General features: G+C 38.1%; 22 protein-coding genes, 1 tRNA gene and 1 pseudogene. 13 read left to right on the top strand and 11 right to left on the bottom strand.

Translation table 11 applies throughout. The annotated features are described in order from the left end of the window. Positions 1-41: 41 nt before the first annotated feature. A complete protein-coding gene (locus B806_RS0116260; protein ID WP_017386974.1) occupies positions 42-2273 on the bottom strand; it encodes a hypothetical protein in 2232 nt (743 codons plus the stop codon). A 372-nt stretch (positions 2274-2645) separates the two neighbouring features. Between B806_RS0116260 and B806_RS19620 the strand changes: the two genes are divergently transcribed. Both B806_RS19620 and B806_RS0116255 read left to right on the top strand, forming a co-directional pair. Beyond that, complete coding sequence (locus tag B806_RS19620) at positions 2646-2765, top strand: hypothetical protein (RefSeq protein ID WP_227504977.1); 120 nt, start codon at positions 2646-2648, stop codon at positions 2763-2765. An 88-nt stretch (positions 2766-2853) separates the two neighbouring features. Next, a tRNA-Arg gene (locus tag B806_RS0116255) sits at positions 2854-2930 on the top strand. A gap of 115 nt (positions 2931-3045) precedes the next feature. Here the strand turns inward: B806_RS0116255 and B806_RS0116250 are convergent. Continuing rightward, complete coding sequence (locus tag B806_RS0116250) at positions 3046-3738, bottom strand: nitroreductase family protein (protein WP_017386973.1); 693 nt, start codon at positions 3736-3738, stop codon at positions 3046-3048. 223 nt (positions 3739-3961) lie between these two features. On the opposite strand from B806_RS0116250, the gene B806_RS0116245 reads away from it, so the two are divergent. Further along, positions 3962-4459 (top strand): YcxB family protein, encoded by a 498-nt coding sequence (locus tag B806_RS0116245; protein ID WP_017386972.1) that lies wholly within the window; start codon positions 3962-3964, stop codon positions 4457-4459. Positions 4460-4498: 39 nt separating this feature from the next. After that, a complete protein-coding gene (locus tag B806_RS0116240; protein WP_005078301.1) occupies positions 4499-5140 on the top strand; it encodes a fumarylacetoacetate hydrolase family protein in 642 nt (213 codons plus the stop codon). 103 nt (positions 5141-5243) lie between these two features. On the opposite strand, the gene B806_RS0116235 is transcribed toward B806_RS0116240, so the two are convergent. Beyond that, positions 5244-6491: a YihY family inner membrane protein gene (locus B806_RS0116235; protein WP_002119535.1), complete on the bottom strand. Its 1248-nt coding sequence runs from the start codon at positions 6489-6491 to the stop codon at positions 5244-5246. A 360-nt stretch (positions 6492-6851) separates the two neighbouring features. On the opposite strand from B806_RS0116235, the gene wrbA reads away from it, so the two are divergent. Further along, entirely contained in the window at positions 6852-7454 is a 603-nt protein-coding gene (gene wrbA, locus B806_RS0116230) for an NAD(P)H:quinone oxidoreductase (protein ID WP_079381004.1), read from the top strand. A 51-nt stretch (positions 7455-7505) separates the two neighbouring features. Here the strand turns inward: wrbA and B806_RS0116225 are convergent, their stop codons facing one another. The 3 genes from B806_RS0116225 to B806_RS0116215 all read right to left on the bottom strand — a co-directional run bounded on the left by B806_RS0116225 (position 7506) and on the right by B806_RS0116215 (position 9697). Further along, a complete protein-coding gene (locus B806_RS0116225) occupies positions 7506-8081 on the bottom strand; it encodes a xanthine phosphoribosyltransferase (protein WP_002119547.1) in 576 nt (191 codons plus the stop codon). Positions 8082-8153: 72 nt separating this feature from the next. Next, entirely contained in the window at positions 8154-8867 is a 714-nt protein-coding gene (locus tag B806_RS0116220) for a DUF3108 domain-containing protein (protein ID WP_014207724.1), read from the bottom strand. A gap of 158 nt (positions 8868-9025) precedes the next feature. Further along, positions 9026-9697 (bottom strand): hypothetical protein, encoded by a 672-nt coding sequence (locus B806_RS0116215; RefSeq protein ID WP_017386970.1) that lies wholly within the window; start codon positions 9695-9697, stop codon positions 9026-9028. 232 nt (positions 9698-9929) lie between these two features. Between B806_RS0116215 and B806_RS0116210 the strand changes: the two genes are divergently transcribed. Then, positions 9930-10814, top strand: coding sequence for a TonB family protein (locus B806_RS0116210; protein ID WP_017386969.1), 885 nt, complete (start codon positions 9930-9932; stop codon positions 10812-10814). A gap of 52 nt (positions 10815-10866) precedes the next feature. Here the strand turns inward: B806_RS0116210 and ybeY are convergent, their stop codons facing one another. From ybeY to miaB, 3 genes are read right to left on the bottom strand one after another with little or no spacing between them, the layout of a single operon-like run. Further along, complete coding sequence (gene ybeY / locus B806_RS0116205) at positions 10867-11343, bottom strand: rRNA maturation RNase YbeY (protein ID WP_017386968.1); 477 nt, start codon at positions 11341-11343, stop codon at positions 10867-10869. Between the two features lie 9 nt (positions 11344-11352). Next, positions 11353-12441, bottom strand: coding sequence for a PhoH family protein (locus tag B806_RS0116200; protein WP_017386967.1), 1089 nt, complete (start codon positions 12439-12441; stop codon positions 11353-11355). A gap of 37 nt (positions 12442-12478) precedes the next feature. Continuing rightward, a complete protein-coding gene (miaB, locus tag B806_RS0116195) occupies positions 12479-13930 on the bottom strand; it encodes a tRNA (N6-isopentenyl adenosine(37)-C2)-methylthiotransferase MiaB (protein ID WP_017386966.1) in 1452 nt (483 codons plus the stop codon). A gap of 287 nt (positions 13931-14217) precedes the next feature. Between miaB and B806_RS0116190 the strand changes: the two genes are divergently transcribed. From B806_RS0116190 to B806_RS0116175, 4 genes are all read left to right on the top strand, one after another. After that, complete coding sequence (locus tag B806_RS0116190) at positions 14218-16161, top strand: lytic transglycosylase domain-containing protein (protein ID WP_017386965.1); 1944 nt, start codon at positions 14218-14220, stop codon at positions 16159-16161. Positions 16162-16218: 57 nt separating this feature from the next. After that, the gene (locus B806_RS0116185) at positions 16219-16881 is read left to right on the top strand and encodes a hypothetical protein (RefSeq protein ID WP_005804634.1); all 663 of its coding nucleotides are present in this window, start codon (positions 16219-16221) and stop codon (positions 16879-16881) included. Between the two features lie 211 nt (positions 16882-17092). Further along, positions 17093-18079 carry a malate dehydrogenase gene (locus tag B806_RS0116180; RefSeq protein WP_002119517.1) on the top strand — a complete coding sequence of 329 codons (987 nt, stop codon included), beginning with the start codon at positions 17093-17095 and terminating at the stop codon, positions 18077-18079. 172 nt (positions 18080-18251) lie between these two features. After that, positions 18252-18497: a DUF2789 family protein gene (locus B806_RS0116175; protein WP_002119522.1), complete on the top strand. Its 246-nt coding sequence runs from the start codon at positions 18252-18254 to the stop codon at positions 18495-18497. Positions 18498-18559: 62 nt separating this feature from the next. Here the strand turns inward: B806_RS0116175 and B806_RS0116170 are convergent, their stop codons facing one another. Together B806_RS0116170 and B806_RS0116165 are read right to left on the bottom strand one after the other, a co-directional pair. Further along, positions 18560-19087 (bottom strand): hypothetical protein, encoded by a 528-nt coding sequence (locus B806_RS0116170; protein WP_005804635.1) that lies wholly within the window; start codon positions 19085-19087, stop codon positions 18560-18562. 67 nt (positions 19088-19154) lie between these two features. Continuing rightward, entirely contained in the window at positions 19155-19760 is a 606-nt protein-coding gene (locus B806_RS0116165; protein ID WP_017386964.1) for a 2OG-Fe(II) oxygenase, read from the bottom strand. Between the two features lie 117 nt (positions 19761-19877). Here B806_RS0116165 and rlmJ point away from each other — a divergent pair, with 117 nt between their 5' ends. The 3 genes and pseudogenes from rlmJ to B806_RS0116150 all read left to right on the top strand — a co-directional run bounded on the left by rlmJ (position 19878) and on the right by B806_RS0116150 (position 22714). Then, positions 19878-20735 (top strand): 23S rRNA (adenine(2030)-N(6))-methyltransferase RlmJ, encoded by an 858-nt coding sequence (rlmJ, locus tag B806_RS0116160; protein WP_002119552.1) that lies wholly within the window; start codon positions 19878-19880, stop codon positions 20733-20735. A 41-nt stretch (positions 20736-20776) separates the two neighbouring features. After that, complete coding sequence (gene pssA / locus B806_RS0116155) at positions 20777-21610, top strand: CDP-diacylglycerol--serine O-phosphatidyltransferase (protein WP_002119541.1); 834 nt, start codon at positions 20777-20779, stop codon at positions 21608-21610. Between the two features lie 17 nt (positions 21611-21627). Further along, positions 21628-22714 (top strand): annotated as a pseudogene (locus B806_RS0116150) (DUF6670 family protein). The last annotated feature ends 95 nt before the right edge of the window (positions 22715-22809 follow it).

The following is a 22809-nucleotide window of genomic DNA, read 5'->3' as shown; positions in this document are numbered from 1 at the left end:
AAAGCCACTTGTAATAAGTGGCTTTATTTTAATGACTTATATTAAACAGTATTGAAAGAGTTTTCTAAGAAGTTATCGGTAAGTAATGATGTAGGTACGATAGTATGCGTTGTATTAGTTACGCTTGATACTGTCGAAGTTACACCACCAAGTAAGCTACCACCAGTTAATCCACCTAGTAAATTAGAAATAACATCTAATCCGCCTTCACCAGTCACACCGCCCGTTAAGCTACCCACGATATCTGTTACGATGCCGATAGGGTTGTCTGTACCGCCAGTAACGCCACCAGTTAAGCCGCCTAGAAGGTCGGTCACTAAGCCAAGAGGACTATCACCATCTACGCTACCAGTTAAACCGCCAAGTAAATCAGTGACTAAGCCTAGTGAGCTATCTCCACCAGTAACCCCACCAATAGTTCCTGTCAATCCACCAATGATTTCTGTTACTAAGCCAGTAGCAGTTGTGCCATTTGTAATCAGCGTATCGAGAATACCGGTAGCAGATTCAGTAGCACCTTGAATGTCTCCACCCACTAGATCAGAAATGACTTCAAGCGTGCCATTTACTGTGTCACGAGAAGTTTCGAAAGTTAATGTGCCGAGGTCTGCAAGTTCAGAAACAGGATGTTCTGCTTGTGGAAGAATGCTGATAATTGTATCTGCAACTGTATCAATGCCAGTGTTGATAATTTCAGTTTTTAAGCTTTCTACGCCCTGAAGAATATCAATACCGCCTTGAACAACATCAATCACTGGAGAGATTGGGGAAGTTCCACCACCGATACCACCTGTTACACCGCCAATAATGTCAGTAATTACTTCAAGTGGATTACCATCAACACCACCAGTTACGCCACCGATAATGTCAGTAATTACTTCAAGTGGATTACCGTCAACACCACCAGTTACACCGCCGATGATGTCAGTAATTACTTCAAGCGGGTTACCGTCAACACCACCAGTTACACCGCCGATAATGTCAGTCACGATTTCAAGAGGATTACCACTAACACCGCCAGTTACACCACCAATAATGTCGGTTACCACGCCAAGTGGGCTATCACCACTTGTTGCGCCGCCGATAATGTTATTAATAATTCCAGTAGCAGTTGTGCCATTTGTAATCAGCGTATCGAGAATACCAGTAGCAGATTCAGTAGCACCTTGGATATCACCACCAACTAAATCAGAAACAACTTCAAGTGCACCGTTTACTGTGTCACGAGAAGTTTCGAAAGTTAAAGTGCCAAGATCTGCTAGGTCTGAAACAGGATATTCAGTTTGTGGAAGAATACCAATAATAGTATCAGCAACAGTGTCGATACCAGTATTGATGATCTCAGTTTTTAGACTCTCTACACCTTGTAGAATATCAATACCGCCTTGAACGACATCAATCACTGGAGCGATTGGAGATGTGCCATCACCGATACCGCCAGTTACGCCGCCGATAATATCAGTAATTACTTCAAGCGGATTACCGTCAACACCACCAGTTACACCACCGATAATGTCAGTAATTACTTCAAGCGGGTTACCGTCAACGCCACCAGTTACGCCACCGATGATGTCAGTAATTACTTCAAGCGGGTTGCCATCAACGCCACCAGTTACACCACCAACGACATCTGTAATGCTTCCGACAACGTCAGTAACAATACCTGTCGCAGTTGTACCATTAGTGATTAATGTTTCAACGACACCAGTAGCAGACTCAGTTGCGCCTTGAATGTCTCCACCCACTAGATCGGAAATGACTTCAAGCGTGCCATTTACTGTGTCACGAGAAGTTTCGAAAGTTAGAGTGCCAAGATCAGCAATTTCAGAAACAGGGTGTTCAGTTTGAGGAAGAACACCAATGATAGTATCAGCAACAGTGTCGATACCTGTGTTGATGATTTCAGTTTTTAGGCTTTCAACACCCTGAAGAATGTCGATACCACCTTGAACAACGTCAATAACTGGAGCAATTGGAGAAGTTCCAAGATCAATACCGCCAGTTACTCCGCCAATAATATTAGTTACTGTGTCTACAGGACTTGTAGAACCGATACTGGCAGTAACAGTACCAACGGCATCAGAAACAAGGCCTGTTGTGGTTGTTGTAAGAGTATTTGTTACTGTAGATAGAGTATCTGAAAGTAAACCAGAAGTTGATATCTGGCCTTCAATAGAAGAACTACCAGTTACAGTAGTGTTCACCGATACAATATTACCCAAATCTTGAGTAATTTTTGATATCGAAGATACGAGGTTTGTTAGTAAGAACATGTTGGTCTATTTCCTATATAATTTTGTATTTTTAAGTAAGTATTATTTATTGCGCTTTATAATTAATGAGATGTGTATCTCAATAATTGCGATTTAGTATTGGTTAGAACTCAAAAGCTGTCAATGTGTATTTTTAGTCACATTTTTTGTTATTAAATAATATTTAAAGAAATAATAATTTATTTAATTTAGACATAAAAATAATAATAATTTTTATATTATATAATTTTAACTAATTATTTTTTTAATCATATTTTCACTTATTTGAGGCATTATCTTAGTCAAATTTCAAACAGTCTTATAATGGTTAGGTTCAACCAGAAATATATTATTTATATAATGTTGACTAAAACAGTAGCCTTTATCTTCTAGATAGATGGCAAAAAGCTTCAAAAATTCTATAAAACTTATTTGAAAAAAAATATTTCAGATACATCTTTGGTGAGCAAAGTTTCAATAACTTTAGCTACAAAGCTATGTAAACTTGAGTGATGGCTAAGAACTAGACGTTTGATGACAGAAAGATGAAAAAAGGCTTCCTAAGCCTTAAAAAATGCGTATAATGCGCAACATCAAGTACGCGCTCATAGCTCAGCTGGATAGAGCACTTGGCTACGAACTAAGGGGTCGGGAGTTCGAATCTCTCTGAGCGCACCACTTGAAGAATTAACCGCTATATATAGCGGTTTTTTTGTACCTGTTTTTTATTAGTTCGATTTAAAAGCTGGTGCTCATGGCAACCAGCTCTTAAATGATTTGAAGTTGAAAAAAATTAGCCAAATGTTTTAAAACGGCTTTCGTCTTCAATAAAAGCTTTTTCACCTGCTTCGCCTTCAATTGAACCAAATACTAATTGGGCTCTTAGTTTCCATTGCGCAGGAATATCAAAAGCAGCATTAATTTTCTCATCGATAATTGGGTTGTAATGTTGTAAAGAAGCTCCAATACCTTGCTCAGCCAATACATTCCATACTGCAAATTGTGCAATTGCTGTTGAGTGTTCAGACCAAACTGGGAAATTATCAGCATATAATTCAAATTGCTCTTGTAGACCTTTAATCACATCTTGGTCTTCAAAAAATAAAACTGTACCAGCACCCGCTGCAAAACTTTGAATTTTTTGTTCAGTTCCAGCCAGTGCTTCGGCAGGAACAATAGTTTTTAATACATCTAAAACAATATTCCAGAAATTTTGATGAGACTCATTAAATAAAATTACAATGCGAGATGACTGAGAGTTAAATGCTGAAGGGCTATGTTTGACCGCTTCTTGAATTAACCCTTCAATCTCCGAAGGAGTATGTTGTAAGTTTTTCCCGATCGAATAAATAGAACGACGTTTTTTAATTAATTCTAAAAAGCTTGGCTGATTGAAAAGAGGGGACTCTTGAGTGGCTTGAGTAACCACATCTTTTGAGACTGTTGCTTTTTGATTTAAGCCAAATAATTTTGCAAAGAAAGACATGAGACATTCCACTAAGAAGGTAATGCTCTTATTGTAGAAATTTTAAAAACTGAAATAAGCTCAAAAAATATGAATCTACGTTCTATATATGCAACGTAGTTGATCTTCGAATCTCATAATAAGCTCTACTTTTAAACAAAATAAAAAATAGCCTTTGATTCATTTTAAAGCTGAAATGAATATGCTCTAATAGTTTCGATTTATTGAGTATTGATGCAGTGCAATGACTGAGCAAAAAACAGCTTTATCTTTACGTTACTATTTGAATTTAGAAGAGTCACAAGATGGATTTTCATTAGTGACATTTGGGAAAAAGCAATTTACCCGTTTTCTTACACCTGCAATTAGTATTGCAATTATTATTTGGGGATTTTATTTAGGCCTCTCTGGTGTTGGACGATATTATGTCGGGTTAGGCGTTTTTTTTCTGGTGATGCAAGGCCTGATGCGTTACTGGCTTTTACCTATGTTATTTAAGCGTCAATTTGTTCGTTACCAGTTTGGAAAGAGTGAGCAGGGAATCGACTTATATCAAGATTACTTTGAGCTTTATGCCAATGGTCGTAAGCAGGTGATGCAATATACGGATGTGCAAACTTTTGCTAAAGGTAAATTGACCTACATGCTTGAGCTAAAGAATAAAACTGTAATTATTGTACCAAAGCGTGCATTTGCACAGATTTCAGATCAAACCATATTTGAAAATACATTTAAGAAATAAATTATTGGAATTATTAGCCGCAACAACAAAGGAAGCCTCATGAATACACGTCCTTCAAAAATCGTTTGCGTGGGCAGAAGTTACGCCGATCATGTCAAAGAATTAAATAATGCTATGCCTGACAGCCCTATATTATTTATTAAACCACCGAGTAGTTTGATTGGTTTAAATGACGGTATTTCTTGGAATCCAGCGTGGGGCAGTTGCCATTTTGAATGTGAGTTGGTGTTACGTATTGATCAACCTTTGAAAGGTGAAACTGATCCTGAAAAAGCTTTAAAAGCGATTGGAGCAGTAACTTTAGGTCTTGATTTAACAATGCGTGATTTACAGAATGATCTGAAAAGTAAAGGCCACCCATGGGAGCGAGCTAAAGCTTTTGATGGTGCTTGTGTTTTGGCAGATTGGGTTGATACAAAAGAAATTACCAATTGGCAAGAGACCAAATTCACTTTCCATATTAATGATGAATTGCGTCAAGATGGTAATACTGCACTGTTAATGTTTACTATTGGTGAACTTTTAACTGATATTAATCAGGTTTTTTCACTAGAACCAGGTGATGTGATTATGACAGGTTCACCTGCTGGGGTTGGACCATTACATGCAGGTGATCAGTTGAAAATGACATTAAAAGGTGCAACGCAAGATTTTGCATGGGAAACTTTTGTAAAAGCATAACCCACTCCTAAAATTGCCAATTTTTAACCCTATTATTTTTTTAATAATAGGGTTTTTTATTGGGTAGGAAAGAGTGTCTATACTATTGAAGAGTTCTACTTTCTTATTTCTCTTCAAAAATTGTTGAGAGCGGAATAGAAAGTTTTGCTGCTAAATAATCATTAGATTCGACCAAGGCGGGTCCTATTTTTTCCATCCATTCATCGTCATCGTGTACATTTAGAACATCTTCACGTAATGGTAAAGGGTATGGAAGAGCAGTGAAAAAACTCCAAAAATCAACTTGGGATAAATTGCGCGCGAGAACATATTCATCTTTATCGGTACGTTTAACCAAATTTTGCTCTTCAAGCAAAAGTACATAAGCTGGCCAGCGGCCAATCTCTCCACGACCTAAAATTTCTAAAGCTTCTTTGTCACTTACACTTTCACCGAGTTTCTGCTTTTTATAAAACAGCTCGAGAATATCTAATAGCATTAAAACAGGATGACGTTTCTGTTCTTTACCCGAGTGAAAAGCAGTTAGAGCAAAACTTACTTCTACACCAAGTAAAATAATGTTCCATGACAGGAAGATCCATAGAAGGAAAATTGGCACTGCTGCAAATGCACCATAAATAATTTCATAACTAGTGAAATTTGACATCACAAAGCTAAAGAAATTTTTGAGTATTTCGAACAGTACAGCACTTAAACAAGCCGCTATTCCTGCTGCATAAACTGGGACTGTACGATTGGGAATGGTCCAATATAAAATGAAGAAACCCAAAATTGTGAGTACAAAAGAAATTAGCCAGAGTAGAAATGCCCCATCAAGTTGATAACCTGTGAAGTTATTGCTTAATAAGTTCATCGATGCAACTGTTGATGAAATAACAAATGCGCTTCCTAAAATAATGGGACCTAAAGAGATGATTGTCCAATAGCGCATAAAGCCCATAATGCCACTACGAGTTTCTTTTACACGCCAAATACGGTTAAAGACGGTTTCAATTGAGGTCAGCATTAAGACAGTAGTAACGAATAAAAAAAGCACACCAATAACGGTTAAGTTGCTAGATTTTTCTGTAAAAGCATTTAGCGCTTTATCAAATGCGATCGTGCTCTTTGGTAAAAAGTTACTATAGATTAAATGTTGCAGCTGTTGTCTTGCGGGTTCTAACGCTTTGATTGAAGAAATAATTACTAAAAAAACTGTTAACATCGGCACAACTGCGAATAGCGTTGTATAGGTGAGAGAGCCAGCTTGTTCACGGCACCGATCAGCTTCAAAACGCTTAAATACATATAAAACGAACTGAAACCAGGTTTTATTATAAAAAGGAAGCTTACTTAAAAAACGTTGTAACATGCGTCGTCTATCCCGATTTTTTTAATCATCATGTTGGGCGATTGATAGCTTATCAAAGTATGAGCTTAAGAACTCAAATCGTAGATTAAAGCAAAATAATAACTTATAGAATTAAAGTCGTTCTGTAAGTTTACTAGGTGCTATAGAAAGAATTGTAGCCATAAACTTTTTTCAAAAAAGTAGGCTTTCTGTTGTCTGAGCAAGGGTTTACCAAAAGTAGATAAACTTTTTACTCAATGAGTCCGAGAAATTTGCTCGCATTATCTTTTGTGCTACCTCATCAATCACCTCTAGAATTTCATAAAATTGGTTGCGCCAAAAAAATAAAAAATCCCGTATAGTGTCTTTTTAACAAAATTTATGAAACCGATGCAACCTTACATTCTTGTACTCTATTACAGCAAATATGGTTCTACTAAAGAAATGGCTCATTTAATTGCCAACGGTGTTGAGTCTGCGGGTATGTCAGTGAAAATTCGGACAGTACCAAATATTGCTCCAGCTGTCACAATAGCCGAGCCAAGCATTCCGGAAGAAGGTGATATCTATTGTACGTTAGATGATCTAGCGAATTGTTCAGGTTTAGCGTTAGGTTCTCCAACTCGCTTTGGCAATATGGCAAGTGAAATGAAATATTTTTGGGATCAAACAACCAGTCTTTGGCTCAATGGGGCATTACATAATAAACCTGCTTGCGTTTTTACTTCTTCTGGTTCAATGCATGGTGGGCAGGAAAGTACTTTACTCACTATGCTACCGCCGTTATTTCATCATGGGATGATGATTTTGGGATTACCTAATGCAATTCCGGCATTGTCTAATACTAAAACAGGTGGAACACCTTATGGCGCAAGCCATGTAAGTGGACCGCGTCATGACCAAAACTTAAGTCAGGACGAAAAGATTTTGTGTGAAGCTCAAGGCAAACGTTTAGGAGAGATTGCTAAAAAGCTTTTAGATTAATTTTGAGCAAATAAAAAGAGCAGATATCCGCTCTTTTTTTAGGTGTACATCTTATTCTTTTACAAAAGTAACTTTGCCATCTGTAAGAGAGTGAACACGTGCTAATGATTCAACACGGTAGCCTTTTTCAAGTAATAAATCACGACCTGGCTGGAATGATTTTTCAATCACAATACCCACACCTACAACTTCTGCATTTGCTTGGTGAATTAAATCAATCAGGCCTAATGCTGCTTGACCATTTGCCAAAAAGTCATCAATAACTAATGCTTTATCAGTTGAATGAAGATGTTTATTTGAAATCGCAATCGTGCTTTCAGTTTGTTTAGTAAAACTAAATACTTTAGAGCGATATAAGTCATCTTTTAAAGTCAATGACTGATATTTGCGAGCAAAAATTACAGGTACACCAAGTTCTAAACCTGCCATGATTGCAGGTGCAATACCTGATGCTTCAATGGTAATAATCTTGGTAATCCCTGCATCTTTAAAGCGAGCGGCAAATTCTTTACCAATCTGCTGCATTAATACAGGATCAATTTGGTGGTTTAAGAAAGCGTCGACTTTCAAGACTTGATCAGATAGAACGATACCTTCTGTTAAGATTTTCTGTTCTAGTGCGTGCACGGGAGAATCCTCTAGACGGATGCTTTTTAAAGCAAATGCGTATTTTAAAAAGCATCCAAAAAAATGCAAGCTTTAATTCGTCTTACCTGTATAACTTGTTAATAACAATCCATAAGAAGTTTTACCATCAATATGACTTACTTTAACTGGTAAATAATCTAATTTCGGTGCTAACCAAAAGATTGTACTGCGTTCAGGTTTGTTGTGTTGTAAGACCACTTTAATGGTATCGAATGTTCCATAAGAGGTTTTAATTTTCTCATTACCTTGTTTTACGAATCGACGGTTTTCAACTTCTTTTGCATCTGCAAGTGGATAAGAAGTCTTCAGTGAACCATTTTTTAAGTCTTCACGCAGTTGTAACTCTGCATTTAATTCATCAAGAACGCCTGCCTGCCAAGCAAATGAACGAGCTTTATCATCTTTCTTGGTAGAGATAGTTTTGCTATTTGGATTAAAGTTAATACTCATGGTGTTGTTATGAATCAAAATTTTGCTGGTACGGCTAAAACTTTGAGACCCAATTTTACCATTGGTGAAACTAAATTTACTTGTTTCACTGGCGGACGCAATTCCACCTGCTTTTGCAGTGAATTTATAAGTCCAGTTATTACCTTGCTGGCTTAAGGCACGTGTAGCCGACCCCATGCCTTTATTATTATAAGTAAACTGATAATTTGCCTGAAATGGGCTCATGGCAAGTGCATGGCTTGAGAAGCCTGCAAAAAGCAAAGTTGTTGAAATACCTGTTGCGATGCCAAACGATTTCAGAAATTTTGTTGCCATAAGTAAATATCCTTGTACAGACTAAAAAGTCAGTGCTGATGCATCTATAACTTAAACATATTATGCCTGTTGATCATGGAGAAAAAATCAGGATTTATGCTAAATGTGTAATCTATTTGTGTTTTTTGGCAGTTAATTAATCTTCATTTATAAACCGTTTATTCATCTTTTTGCTGAATTGGTGTTATTTCAGAATCTGCGAATTCTTCTTCAAAATCGTCGTCCTGATCACGAGAAAGTAAGGCTGCTAAATTCACATTTCCAAATACAACTAACTCAGCTTCACGAACTCGTGCGTAATTTATATGTACTTTGCCTAATGTCTCGATGATGCTGGCTTTTTTGCCAAACCAACGGTTGAGATCAAGAAAAATGAGTTCATCGCGTTCTTCTGCTACATTAAAACGTTCAAGAATCATCCCCAAAGGGTCTTTTTTCAAAATTTTATGGTAATAAAAAATTGCGGCTTTTACGGCGATCTTTTGCCAAAAGTTTTTATATTTCGCTTCAATAATTTGTGTATTACTAATTTGTTCAAAAACTAAAAGTTGTTGTTCTTTATTAAATTCCATCTGGATCAGTTTTAAATCAACCGATAGTGTGGTTTCTAAACCTTTTACATGCATGGTTGCATATAATCTTAACCAGTCATGATAAAGATCTGCATGTAGGTCATCTAAAAACTCAACATTATTGGTCACGTAACGTTGCAAAGTAGCATTCAGAAAGGTTTGCGATAATGTAAAATCTCTTTCTTCCTCAATGAATGCTTCTGCTTTTTTATAGACTTTTTGAAGGCGTCTGACTAATGAGGAAAATAGCGTTTGCATAAAAGAACTTCCAAAAGATAATTTACTAAAGAGCCCACACAATCTTTATTATGATAAAAAACGGGTTTTGATATTGCAGTGTAGCAAATTTACTTGATACATTTTGACAAAATGAAAATGGATAAAACCCTATATTTGAAGTGAATCACACTTTTATCCATATTTGAATATCAGTTTGTATTTTATTCGGTATTAAACCGTGGGGAAAAGGCATTTATATGCTTTTAAGATTATGTTGAACAAAAGAAGTTTATCCATAGAGCCTTTTCATCATTGGTGGCAAGACCGAGTCTTTATTGCTGCAACAATATTGGCAATCTTACTGCATATTTTTGTATTGCTCATTCACTTTGCCATGCCTAGCCCCTCAGAGCAATCTACTAAAGAAATTGCAATTTCAATTCGGCCAAGCAATGAGCCAGTTCACCAAGCAGATTTTTTGGCACAAGCAGATCAGCAAGGCTCGGGCGCATTTCGTGAAGCTCATCGGACTTCTAGTGATACTCCAAATCCGAGGCTCAATGATGCTTCAACTGGAGATACTGAGTTAGAAAGTTTGCAAAAGATTCAGCAGCAAAGAGAGCTTAAATTTGAAGAAAAAGTTTTAATGACGGTTTTGAGTTGGCAGAAACAAGCGGATGCAAGTCAAAGAAAAAAAGAATTAGAACAACTACAAAGTCAATTTCAAGCAAAAGCTGCGATGGTTGCAAGCCTTGAAGCACAATATTTGCAACGCCAACAAGATTTCAGCCGTCAGCAAAAAATCAAAACAATCGATGGAATTCAAGCGAAGAAAGATGCTTCAGCTATTTATTTAGATAAATTTCGTGAAAAAGTAGAGCTTTATGGCAACCGCTATTACCCTGAAGAAGCCAAACAGCAACAGCTAAGAGGTGAAGTGCGTTTAATGGTTATTTTGAATGCTCAAGGCGGAATTCGTGCAATCCGACTGCTTGAAAGCTCAGGGCATTCAATACTAGATGAAGCAGCTAAGTCTTCAGTACGTCGCGGCGCACCATTCGGGCATTTTGATGCGAATATGAAAGATATTTCAGAGTTGCGTATTGTACGTACTTGGCGTTTTGATCCAGCGGAAGCTGAATTTGAGGTTCACTAATTAAAAAAATGTGAATAACTTTTAGGATATCCACATTTTAAGAATCATCGCATTATTCCTGATAAGGATTTGAAATATTGAGTTTTGCTAAAATTTCAATTTCTAAGCCTTCCATTTCTTCTGCATCTTCATCACTGGTTTCATGGTCATAACCAAGCAAATGTAAAACACCATGTACTAACAGATGTGCAAAATGATTTTGGGCAGTTTTTTTCTGTTCTAATGCTTCTTGTAATACTACTGGAATACAAATAACTAAATCACCCAATGGTAAGGCATCTAGCATTGGTAGAACTTCTTCGGGAATATCACTTGGAAAAGATAAAACATTAGTTGGTTTATCTTTTTCTCGGTATTGCAAATTGAGTTGCTGACTTTCGTCCAGATCAACGCAAGCAACCCCAATTTCACAATCTTCCTTATAGCCAATGTGGCGTAAAGTGGTCTCAATAATTTTTTTGAGTTGAGCTCGTTTGAGCTCTAACTCAGGTGATTGAAAGTCTTGTTGTAAACTTAAACTGATTTTCAAAATGAATCCTTAAGCATCCTGATGTTGCAAGTCTGCTGCTGTATCGTTTTCAGCAACTAATGCTTCTTGACGTGCTTTACGTTCAGCACGTGCTTCAGCATTAAGACGCTGTTGTTCACCATCCCAACCTTCATACGCTTCAACAATTTTTTGAACAAGTTGATGACGTACAACGTCACGGGAATGGAAACGGGTAATATGAATTTCTTTAATGTTCTCGAGTACACGTAGTGCATGTGCCAAACCAGATTGTTGGCCTCGAGGTAAATCTACTTGGGTAATATCACCTGTAATCACTGCACGAGAACCAAAACCTAAACGGGTCAAGAACATTTTCATTTGTTCAGGCGTTGTGTTTTGAGCTTCATCCAAAATTACAAATGAATGGTTAAGTGTGCGACCACGCATATATGCAAGAGGTGCAACTTCAATCACTTGACGCTCGATTAACTTGGCAACTTTTTCAAAGCCAAGCATTTCGTAAAGAGCATCGTAAAGAGGGCGTAGGTATGGGTCGATTTTCTGAGTTAAATCACCCGGTAAGAAACCTAGCTTTTCTCCAGCTTCTACAGCAGGACGTACAAGTAAAATCCGTTGGATTTCATTGCGTTCGAGCATATCTACTGCGGCGGCAACTGCTAAATAGGTTTTACCTGTACCCGCAGGGCCAACACCAAAAGAAATATCGCTTTGCAAAATACGCTGTACGTAGCGTTTTTGATTGGCACCACGCGGGTTAATACGACCTTTTCGGGTTTGGAAATAGACATCCATTGGTGCATCATGTTCATCCATTTCTTCTCCAACTAACTCGAAATTACGTTCAGTTTGAGAAGATTGAATTAACAGATGCAACAGATCTGCACTGATTTGCTGAGATACCTCAGACTCTTCGTAGAGTCGTTGCAATAACGCTTCGGCTCTCCCAACAGCATCTATCTCACCATCGATATGAAAAACATCTCCACGATGAGTAATTTTGACATCTAAACGCTGTTCAATTTGCTTAAGGTGCCCATTATAGGCACCCAAGATGCTCTTTAAACGTTCCATTGGAATTTCAGGAAATGTTACGGTACGTCGAATCGCTGCAGTCAAGAGAAAACCTTTCAGTAGACTTTAGAATACCTCTACATTACGCCACGTCAGGCTCAAGATTCAAGAGCTCACCGTAAACTAAATTTAAAGTTTTAATTTCAGTAATCTCGATCTCTGCAAAACGACCTACCCAAGAAGCATCACCGACAAAAGTGACTAGACGTGTATTATCGGCTGTGCCTAGTAAAATATTAGGGTCTTGGTCCGAAACTTTTTCAATAAGAACACGTTCAATTTTGCCAAGCATTGCATCAGTTTTTTCAATGCTAGACTGTTTAATCACTTTCTGAACTTGAGCTAAACGCTCTTTCTTAACGTGCTCAGGCGTAGTATCAGGCAAGTCTGATGCAGGTGTACCCGGACGTTTTGAATAAACAAAGCTATATGAATGATCAAAATCTAAGTCTTTGATAAATTGAAGTGTTTCGGCGAAGTTTTCATCAGTTTCACCAGGGAAACCAATAATAAAGTCACTCGATAAGTGCATATCAGGACGTATTTTTCTTAATTTGGCAATCTTGTCGATATAAACATCAATCGTATGATTTCGCTTCATTGCCTGTAAGACATCATTTGATCCACTTTGAACAGGTAAGTGTAAATGTGACACCATTTGAGGTAAATCTTCATAACACTGAATTAGCTCGTCAGAGAACTCAAGTGGGTGCGATGTTGTATAACGTAAACGTCCAATACCTGGAATTTCTGCAACGAGTCGTAACAATTCAGGGAAGGTACAGATGCCACCTTCGAAGGTTTCACCGCGGTAACCATTTACATTCTGACCCAGAAGTGAAATTTCACGCACACCTTTTTCCGCAAGACCTGCAATTTCTGCAAGTACATCATCTAATGGACGAGAAACTTCTTCACCGCGTGTGTAGGGAACTACACAGAAAGAACAGTATTTAGAGCAGCCTTCCATAATAGAAACGAATGCTTTAAAGCCTTCTACACGCGGTTCGGGTAAAAAGTCGAATTTTTCAATATCTGGGAAAGAAATATCAACCAGTTTGATTTTATCTTTTTTAGGTTTTTCTACTTGAGCATTATGTTGATCAAGCATCTGCGGTAAACGGTGTAATGTTTGTGGGCCAAAAATCATGTCTACATAAGGCGCACGTTTTTGAATGTTGTCACCTTCTTGAGACGCAACACATCCACCGACACCAATCACAAGATCAGGATTTTTGTCTTTTAGTTTGCGCCAGCGACCTAATTCACTAAATACTTTTTCCTGCGCTTTTTCGCGGATAGAACACGTATTCATGAGCAGAATGTCTGCTTCATTAGGGTTGGTCGTTAAAACGTAGCCGTGAGAATCCCCTAAAAGGTCTGCCATACGGTGACTGTCATACTCATTCATCTGACACCCTTGAGTTTCAATATAAAGTTTTTTTATTGAAACATCAGTGGTGTGCGTTGGCTGGGTAACAGTGTTTTCTGAGGCAGCTTGGGCACCATTGGGAATGAAGGTTTGAACCGTCATGCAGGCTCCTAACAGATCGATCTAAAAAAGAATAAATTGGCCCAAAATGGGTCAAACCATTTATTATAGCAGTATTTGAGCTGAACCGATAACAGTAAACTTTCAGAACATGACAAGGTTTTTGTGAAGTAAATTAGGTGAATTTTAATGATGTTGAATCATGGAGTTACATAACACAACAAAAGAAAGCACGAAGAATAATTAAACTATGCATTGAAGGTGAATAGTCAGGGTTTAGCATATATATGAGACCAAGTAGAAAGAGCTCATCAATCCATAGTCGTGTAATGAAAAATAAATATATGCATCGTAGCTGGTTAGGAGCTATGTGTTTACTTGGTTGTTCATTTACCTATGCTGCCGAAGAGCAGTTTAATGATGCACTAAATGCTGCAAATAGTGGTAATACCGCGTTATTAGACCAATATCAGCTTGCTATGCAAAATGATGTGTTGGGATACTATCCAGAATATTGGAAACTTAATACAAACCTTGGCTTTCAACCTGCTGCCTCTATCGTAAGCTTTGCTCAACGCTATCCACAATCAGCAATGGCTGAAAAATTAGCAGCCGATTATGTTGAAGAAAAAGTTAAACAAGCTGACTTTGCATCTGCACAACCCGTCTTATCTTATGTCACCAACCCTGACCAAGCCGAAAATTGTGCTTTGGCACAGGTGCGGGCGAGAAGTGGTGATGCATTAGTTTTTGCTGAATATAAAGATGTTTGGTTAGCAACTGAGTCACAACCAGAATCCTGCTTAGGTTTAGGGCGCATGATGTTATCTAGCCCTTTAATGAGCGCACAAGATAAACAACAGCGTCTATGGGTACAATTGCGTGCAGGTTTGTCGGGACAGGCGCTCGCGACAGCACAAACTTTGGGCTTGAATCTTTCTTTGGCCCAGCTTAACCAAATTCAGGCCAACCCACTCAATTATTTATGGAGTGCGCCTAAGACAAATGATGCAGATTATGCTTATTTGATTTTCGCGTTAGGGCGTTTAGCTAATAATGACTTAAGTAATGCTTTTTCAAATGTGCAGCGTGTTGCCCAAGGTACGCCACAAAATGTTCAAAAATATTTATATCGTACGGTAGCCTATATTGGTGGCACCACGGTAATGAAAAATAATTTTAATCGTGAAGTTCTTCAATACTTTGATGCAAGTTATGGTTATCCATTAAGTCCGGAAGAAGCTGAAATTTATGCGCGTCAGGCGATTCGTTTTGGGGCGTGGGAAAGTTTAATTCGCGCTATTGATAGTATGACGGTAACCCAAAAACAAGAAGACCGTTGGCAATATTGGCTTGCTCGTGCGTCAGAGCAGCGTGGTGATAGTGCTTCTAAAGCAACAGCACAACAAATTTATAGAAAACTGGCTCAGGCTGGTGATGACTATCATAACCTTTTAGCAAAAGATCGCTTAGGTGAACGTTATAACCATCAACCTTATAATGATCAGCCAACGGCAAGTGATTTAAGACGTTTAGATCAGAATATTCACTTTAATCGTGCTTTTACTTTAAGACGTATTAATGCAAATCCAACTTATACGAATCGAGAGTGGAATTGGGCAGTTCGTCAAGCGTATCTTCAGCATGATGACGGTTTACTTTTAGCTGCGGCAAAGCGTGCTCATGACATGGGGTGGTATGACCGTGCAATTTATGCAGCAGATCGTACAACAAATAAGCACAACGATACTTATCGCTATGTGACTCCTCATAAGACTAATGTCGTAAGTCATAGTTACAATGCAGGAATTGATCCTGCATGGGCTTATGGTTTAATGCGTCAAGAAAGTCGGTTTGTAACTTCTGCGCGTTCTCACGTTGGGGCGGGTGGTCTTATGCAAATTATGCCTGATACAGCGAAGTTGATTGCACGTCAAATGGGTGAAACTTATAATCCGGCTGCATTAAATGAAATGAATACCAATATTCGATATGGAACATTTTATTTGTCGATGATTCAGGGACAATTAAGCAATAACCCTGTTTTGGCGACAGCAGGTTATAATGCGGGGCCTAATCGGGCTAGACGTTGGCAACCGGACTATCAATCAATTTCGGCTGACCAATATACTGAGACAATTCCATTGTTAGAAACCAGAGACTACGTCAAGCACGTTATGACGAATGCAACACATTACGGCGTAATATTAGGTCAAGGGGCCCAGTCGTTATCGCAGCGTATGAAAGTCATTCCAATGCGTACGTCGCCTTAACTTTAAGGTGGTTGATGATGGATCTTCTTTTAATTGGCATATTCAAGTTTTAATTAAATGAAATATAGATATTTGGAACTTCGTTCAATTTTGCAACTTGCATGGTGGCTCATCTGTGCGGGAGTAGGGTTGATGAGTTCCGTTTTACATGCCGAACCTGTTAATTTACAAGGGTATGTTATGCATGTGCAAATGACACCTGCCGCATGTGCATTAGATCCCTCTAAACAAAAACAACGTAAATGTCTTGAAGGATATTCACTGACAATTACAGGCCTCATGCCGGAAACAAACCAAAGTAACTGCTCAACAGACAGTTCTGCAACCTTGTCTCCATTGCAAGCCAAAGTCGTGGCTCGGGTTATGCCTGATAATAATGCTCGTGTACAGCTATGGAAAAGTGTAGGCGGATGCGTTCCTATGAATGCAAGCCAATATTTCCGTACGGTTATTAATTTTGCTGAACGTTTAAAAATTCCGGCTAGTCTCACAAGTTCAACAAATGTTGAAATGCAGCAATCCGCGTTAAGACAGCAGTTTGTACGTCTTAATCCGAGCTTACCTCAAAATGGTATCCGTTTTAGTTGTCAATTATCACGTTCGGATGTGGTCTTAACGGAAGTGAAAGTTTGTTACACGGTAAAGGGCCAATATAAACAGTGTGCAAATCATGTGGTATCGAATTGCCCTGGTGAAATCATGATTAAAGGTAGTTATTAAAATTTACGAACATTTCGTAAGGAAATGCTGACCATACATTGAATCTATTTGTAAAGATTAATTTGTATTTTCTATCAGACTTTTGGTGAAAACGAGTCGCTTTTACATGCATCTGCCAAATCTTTAGAGTACAATCTTTGCCGTTTATGATGATTTGGTTAGATGGAATTCCTATTTAGCCCGATTAAGGACACTCATTGGAGACAATTACATGAAGCAACCCGTTCGTGTTGCCGTGACTGGCGCTGCAGGTCAAATTGGTTACAGCTTATTATTCCGTATCGCAAGCGGTGAAATGCTAGGTAAAGATCAACCTGTTATTTTACAATTGCTTGAAGTTCCAGTTGAAAAAGCACAACAAGCGCTTAAAGGCGTAATGATGGAACTTGATGACTGTGCTTTCCCTTTATTGGCTGGCATGATCGGGACTGATGATCCGAAAGTTGCATTTAAAGATGCTGACTACGCATTATTGGTAGGTTCTCGTCCACGTGGTCCTGGTATGGAACGTGCTGACTTGTTAAAAGTTAACGGTGAAATTTTCATCGGCCAAGGTCAAGCATTAAACGAAGTTGCTAGCCGTAACGTTAAAGTATTAGTTGTAGGTAACCCTGCAAACACTAACGCTTACATCGCAATGAAATCTGCTCCAGATCTTCCAGCGAAAAACTTCACAGCTATGTTGCGTCTTGACCACAACCGTGCGTTGACTCAAGTTGCTCAAAAAGCTGGTGTTGCAGTTGCTGACATCGAAAACTTAACAGTTTGGGGCAACCACTCTCCAACAATGTATGCTGACTACCGTTTTGCAACTGCAAATGGCGAAAGCTTAAAAGACAAAATCAACGATCCAGCTTGGAACAAAGACGTATTCCTTCCAACTGTTGGTAAACGTGGTGCTGCGATCATCGAAGCGCGTGGTTTGTCTTCTGCTGCTTCTGCTGCTAACGCTGCAATTGACCATATGCGTGACTGGGCGCTTGGTACAAACGGCAAATGGGTAACTATGGGTATTCCATCTGATGGTTCTTATGGTATTCCTGAAGGCGTTATGTTCGGTTTCCCTGTTACAACTGAAAACGGTGAATACAAAATCGTTCAAGGTTTAGAAATCGATGAATTCAGCCGTGAGCGTATCAACTTCACTCTAAACGAGCTTGAAGAAGAACGTGCAGCAATTGCTGACATGGTAAAATAATTCATCAGCTTGATGAGTTTAAAAAAGCACTCTTTAGAGTGCTTTTTTATTGAATCCTGAAAAAGCAAACACAAAAAGCAACAAGAAAATATAGACACTATCATGCAAGTAAAAACGTTTTATTGTTAGATTAGTTAATAGATGATTTAAAAGAAGTTATAGGAGAATAACAATGTTTGAACAGCAACCGACTTTAGAGCTTTTATTTGATCAGTTGGGTTTAGATTCTGATGAAGCAAGTATTGAAAACTTTATCAAAACACATCAATTGCCAGCCGAGCAAAAATTACATGAAGCGTCTTTTTGGTCAAAAGGTCAAAGCGATTTTTTGAAGAGTCATTGGGAAAAAGATGATGAGTGGATTGTGGTTATTGATGAACTTAATGAACAACTGCATGAAGATAGTGTGAAAAAATAATTTCAAAAAATAAAGCCTGTTTTACAAGTAATATGTAAAACAGGCTTTATTACATTAAGAGTTTAATGTGTTTTTACTTTTAATTTATCTTTATACCATGGCTCATGACGTACAAGGTCAAATACAGGTTGGCCATGAAGCAATTCAAGATCACATGTAGACGTTGATAAATATTTAGTTAACCAATGTCGGGTTAATGCTGACTCTTGTCGTGCTGCTGACGCATATGCCAAGAAGAAATAGATATCAGCATGTTCATGATGTGCTAATGGCTTCAAAATTTGTTGAGTAATCAGCGCAAAACGTTTTTCTTTGTTTAGTTCAAAATAAAGCATATACGCTTTGGCTAAGTGTAAAGACAAATTAAGGTATAAGCTCAATGGCATTTCTTCATATTCCATACGAGCTTGTTCAAGCAAGACAATAGCTTCTTGTAAGAAATGAAGTTGTTCTTGGCGAACACGACTTAATACTACAAGTTGCATGCGTAACTCGGCACGCTCTAAAGCAAGCTCAGGCGTATTTTCAGTCAAATAAAGTTGGTCTGTTTCACCAATTCGGCTCACAATTGTTTTACTTTCAATAGACATACGCCATCACCTTTTTTAATCAATAGCTCTTATATCGGGTTCATTTACCAAATTTAAAGAGTAACCTTTAAACCCAAATAGAATTTCCACTACGAAGCCAAGCTGTAATAGAGAGTCTTTGTTGTTTTGAAATTAATACTTCATGTAGTAAATCACTTTGAAATATTACCAGTCGATTGGGTTCGGGATTAACAATATGCCATTTCTCATTTTTATCTTGCAGTCGTAATTGTCCACCCCAATCTTCTTGCCATTCTGGATGTAGATAATAGACAGTTGAGATAATACGATCATTTTTTTGTTGAGGATTGTCTCGATGTAAAGCATAAAATTCACCCAAATTATAACGAGCAAAATGAGCTTCAACCTCTTTAATCCCTAAATAGAATGCTTGATTTAGACTTTGTGAGAATAAAGTTAAGGTTTCAATATGTTGCTGAGCAATAGGAAGTTGATCGTTAATCCAGAGAATATGGTCACTACGAATATTACTTACAACGCCGTTTTGAATGCCTGCTTCTCTAAACTCATCCATATGATGGCTACATTCTTGAGAAACCTGTGCGCGATATTGATCTGGATATGCTTGATTTATAATGGCAAAGCCATGCGCATTTAAATCATCTAAAATTTGATCCAAATTCCATGAATCAGGAAGTGAATGAGAGTGCATATAACCTCGAGTAGATCGTAAAAATATCAAGCAGCTCTATTTTAGATGATCACAACCTTACGAAAGAATATTTTTTTCATGTTAAACTATTTGTTGAATTGAGGAATTAAAGTCAACATGAATTACCGTCACCATTTCCATGCGGGCAACTTTGCAGATGTTATGAAGCATGTGCTTTTGCTACAGCTTCTCAACCGTTTAAATGCTAAAGATAAACCTTATCGTTATATCGATACGCATGGAGGGGCAGGCAAATATGATTTATCTCTGGCACCTGCACAAAAGTCTGGAGAATTTCTCACAGGCATTCATCGTCTAGTTCAACTATCTGAAATGGAAAAGCGTCAGGCACCTGAAGCAATCCAGCAATATTTGAAGTTAGTCGAACAATTGCGTTCTGAAGAAGGTAAGGGGAGTTATCCTGGTTCTCCTTGGTTCGCTCTGCAAGGCATGCGTGAAATCGACAAGGCAACTATATTTGAAATGCAGCGTGATGTATTTCAGCAATTACGTCATAACATTCGTGATAAACGTGCAGGTTTACATGAGCGCGATGCATATGAAGGCTTGCTTGGCGTAATTCCGCCAAAAGAAAAGCGTGGTCTGGTTATGATCGACCCTCCTTACGAATTAGAACGTAAAGACTTTCCGCAATTAGTTGAACTTTTACAACAAGCTTATAAAAAATGGCCAACGGGCGTTTTTGCAGTTTGGTATCCAATCAAAGACCGAGCGATGATTGAACGTTTTGAAAAGAAAATGTTTAAAACGGGTATTCGCCGTCAGTTAGTTTGTGAAATTTGTGTATGGCCAGATGACACACCTGTAGGTCTAAATGGTTGTGGTTTATTAGTAATTAACCCACCTTGGCAGTTCTCTGAGCAAGCAGACCAAGCACTACAGTGGTTATTTCCGCATCTACGCATGCAAGAAACTGGTGGTCATGCTGCTGTTCGCTGGTTGGTAGGTGAGTAACAGTTAACTTAAATCAATGCACATGTTTGGAATAGAAAATAATGACAAATGCGCCTAAACCAGAGCAAGATTTAACTCATAATGAACATTCATTTGATGGGATTACATTTGAAGTGGTTGAAGAAGAAGATAATCCGGAAGGACAAAAAGTGAAGCGCCGAGGTATTTATCTTTGGCCTAACTTAATTACAACCGCTGCTCTGTTGTCCGGTTTCTATTCCATCATTGCAAGTATGAATGGGGATTTTAACCAAGCGATCTATGCCATTTTTATTGCAGCGCTATTAGATGGCTTAGATGGTCGAGTTGCTCGAGCGATTGGCGCACAAAGTGCTTTTGGCGAACAATATGATTCTCTCTCAGACTTGTTAGCTTTTGGTGTGGCTCCAGCAATGCTGATGTATAGCTGGAGTTTGCATGATTTAGGTCGTATTGGTCTGGCTTGTTGTTTTGTTTATACAGCCTGCGCAGCCTTCCGACTAGCGCGTTTTAATGTGCAAATTGGCGTTGTTGATAAGCGTTATTTTATCGGCATTGCAAGTCCACTCGCTGCTATTATCATTATTTCACTCGTTTGGGTTGCTCGCGATTATCCTTTCATTTTTGATTTACGTGATATTGCGATTCAAACTATTAATGCTGTTCTTATGGTAATTGTGGGATTGCTCATGATTTCCAATATTAAATATTATTCTTTCAAGCAGATGGATCGTAAACGCGTTCCTTTTGTAGTTATGTTGCCAGTAGTACTGATTTTTGCGGCAATCACTTATAATATTCCAATGGGCATTTTGACAGTTTCAATTATCTATGCTCTATCTGGTTTTGTTACGACTTTATTTGCACGCAAGAGTAATGAAACACTAAAAACATAAAATAGAAGAGGTTCAGTATGCCTAAGTTGATAAGTGAAATTAATCAATTACAGCAGCTGGGCCCTAATCCTAAAGAGGGGGTTGTTTATCAACCTTCTCGTGGCTTTTTTAAAATTGTTTATCAAGGCTTGATCCTTCCAAATTTACCAACCCCACTTCGTTATTTTAATTATATTAGTTTAGTGGGACAGCCACGTATTCCTCTGTGTTATAACGCCCATAGCATTACAACTTCAGCTATCGACACTGCAACAGTGCTTGTAAGTAATAGCCAACATAGTGTGGGACATTTAAAAACATATTCTATTCGACGCCAATGCCAGTTTGATTCAGCGCTATATCAATTTGATAAAACCGACCTGATTCAATGGCAAATTCCCATGATTCGCCTTCAGCGATTAGACCCAGAAATGGGGTGTGATCTTACGATTCAGATTCCAGAAAATATATCTAATGCCTCTGCTTTGCAGTGGGGCGTTTCTGACTATTGGTCAACACTATGTGTATGTGAAGGTGAAATTTTTTATAAAGGACAGAAATATGAAATTGAAGGGTTGGGGCGATTTAAACACGCGCGGGCTTTGCACTTGCCGTTCTTATCTTTATGTTTCTATACATGCCAAATTATTAACTTAAATGAAACGACGCAGCTTACATTCTTACAAATAAGAAATCAGTGGAATATCATCCTATGTTCAAGATTAGATATTCAAGAATTTGGGAAGCCTGTTGAAAGTTTTACAGAAGACGTAAATTTACATATCCACCGAGTTTATCCAAAGGTTAAAACACCGAATGGTAAAGAGATGTACTTGCCTAGGGAGTTTTCTTGGCAATGTGAGAAAAATGGAAAAATAATTTTTGAACTTTATGCACAAAGCCGAGGTGACTATAAGTTTGGTTTGGCGGCTGGATATGTGGGAAGCTTTCAATATCAATTAAGCTGGAATGAACAGTGTTTGCAAGGAGAGGGTGGGTACTGTGAATATATTGATTGTCGCCCACTTAGATGGCAAGAAAAGAATCAAGACGAGAAAATTTTAGATAAATTGATGCTTTTACAACCATGCTTATATAAAAAATGATTATTTTTATCATTTTTGATTAAAAAGCGAACTGTTGTTGCACTAATATTAAAAAAGGTATTGCAAAGGGGATGAGATGGTCTATAATGCACATCCATCGGCGGTGATGCAGAT

The sequence above is a fragment of the Acinetobacter sp. TG2027 genome, assembly GCF_000302435.1.
GTDB lineage: Bacteria > Pseudomonadota > Gammaproteobacteria > Pseudomonadales > Moraxellaceae > Acinetobacter > Acinetobacter pittii.
The sequence above is the reverse complement of the archived record's forward strand: the minus strand, read 5'-3'. Positions and strand labels throughout refer to the sequence as shown.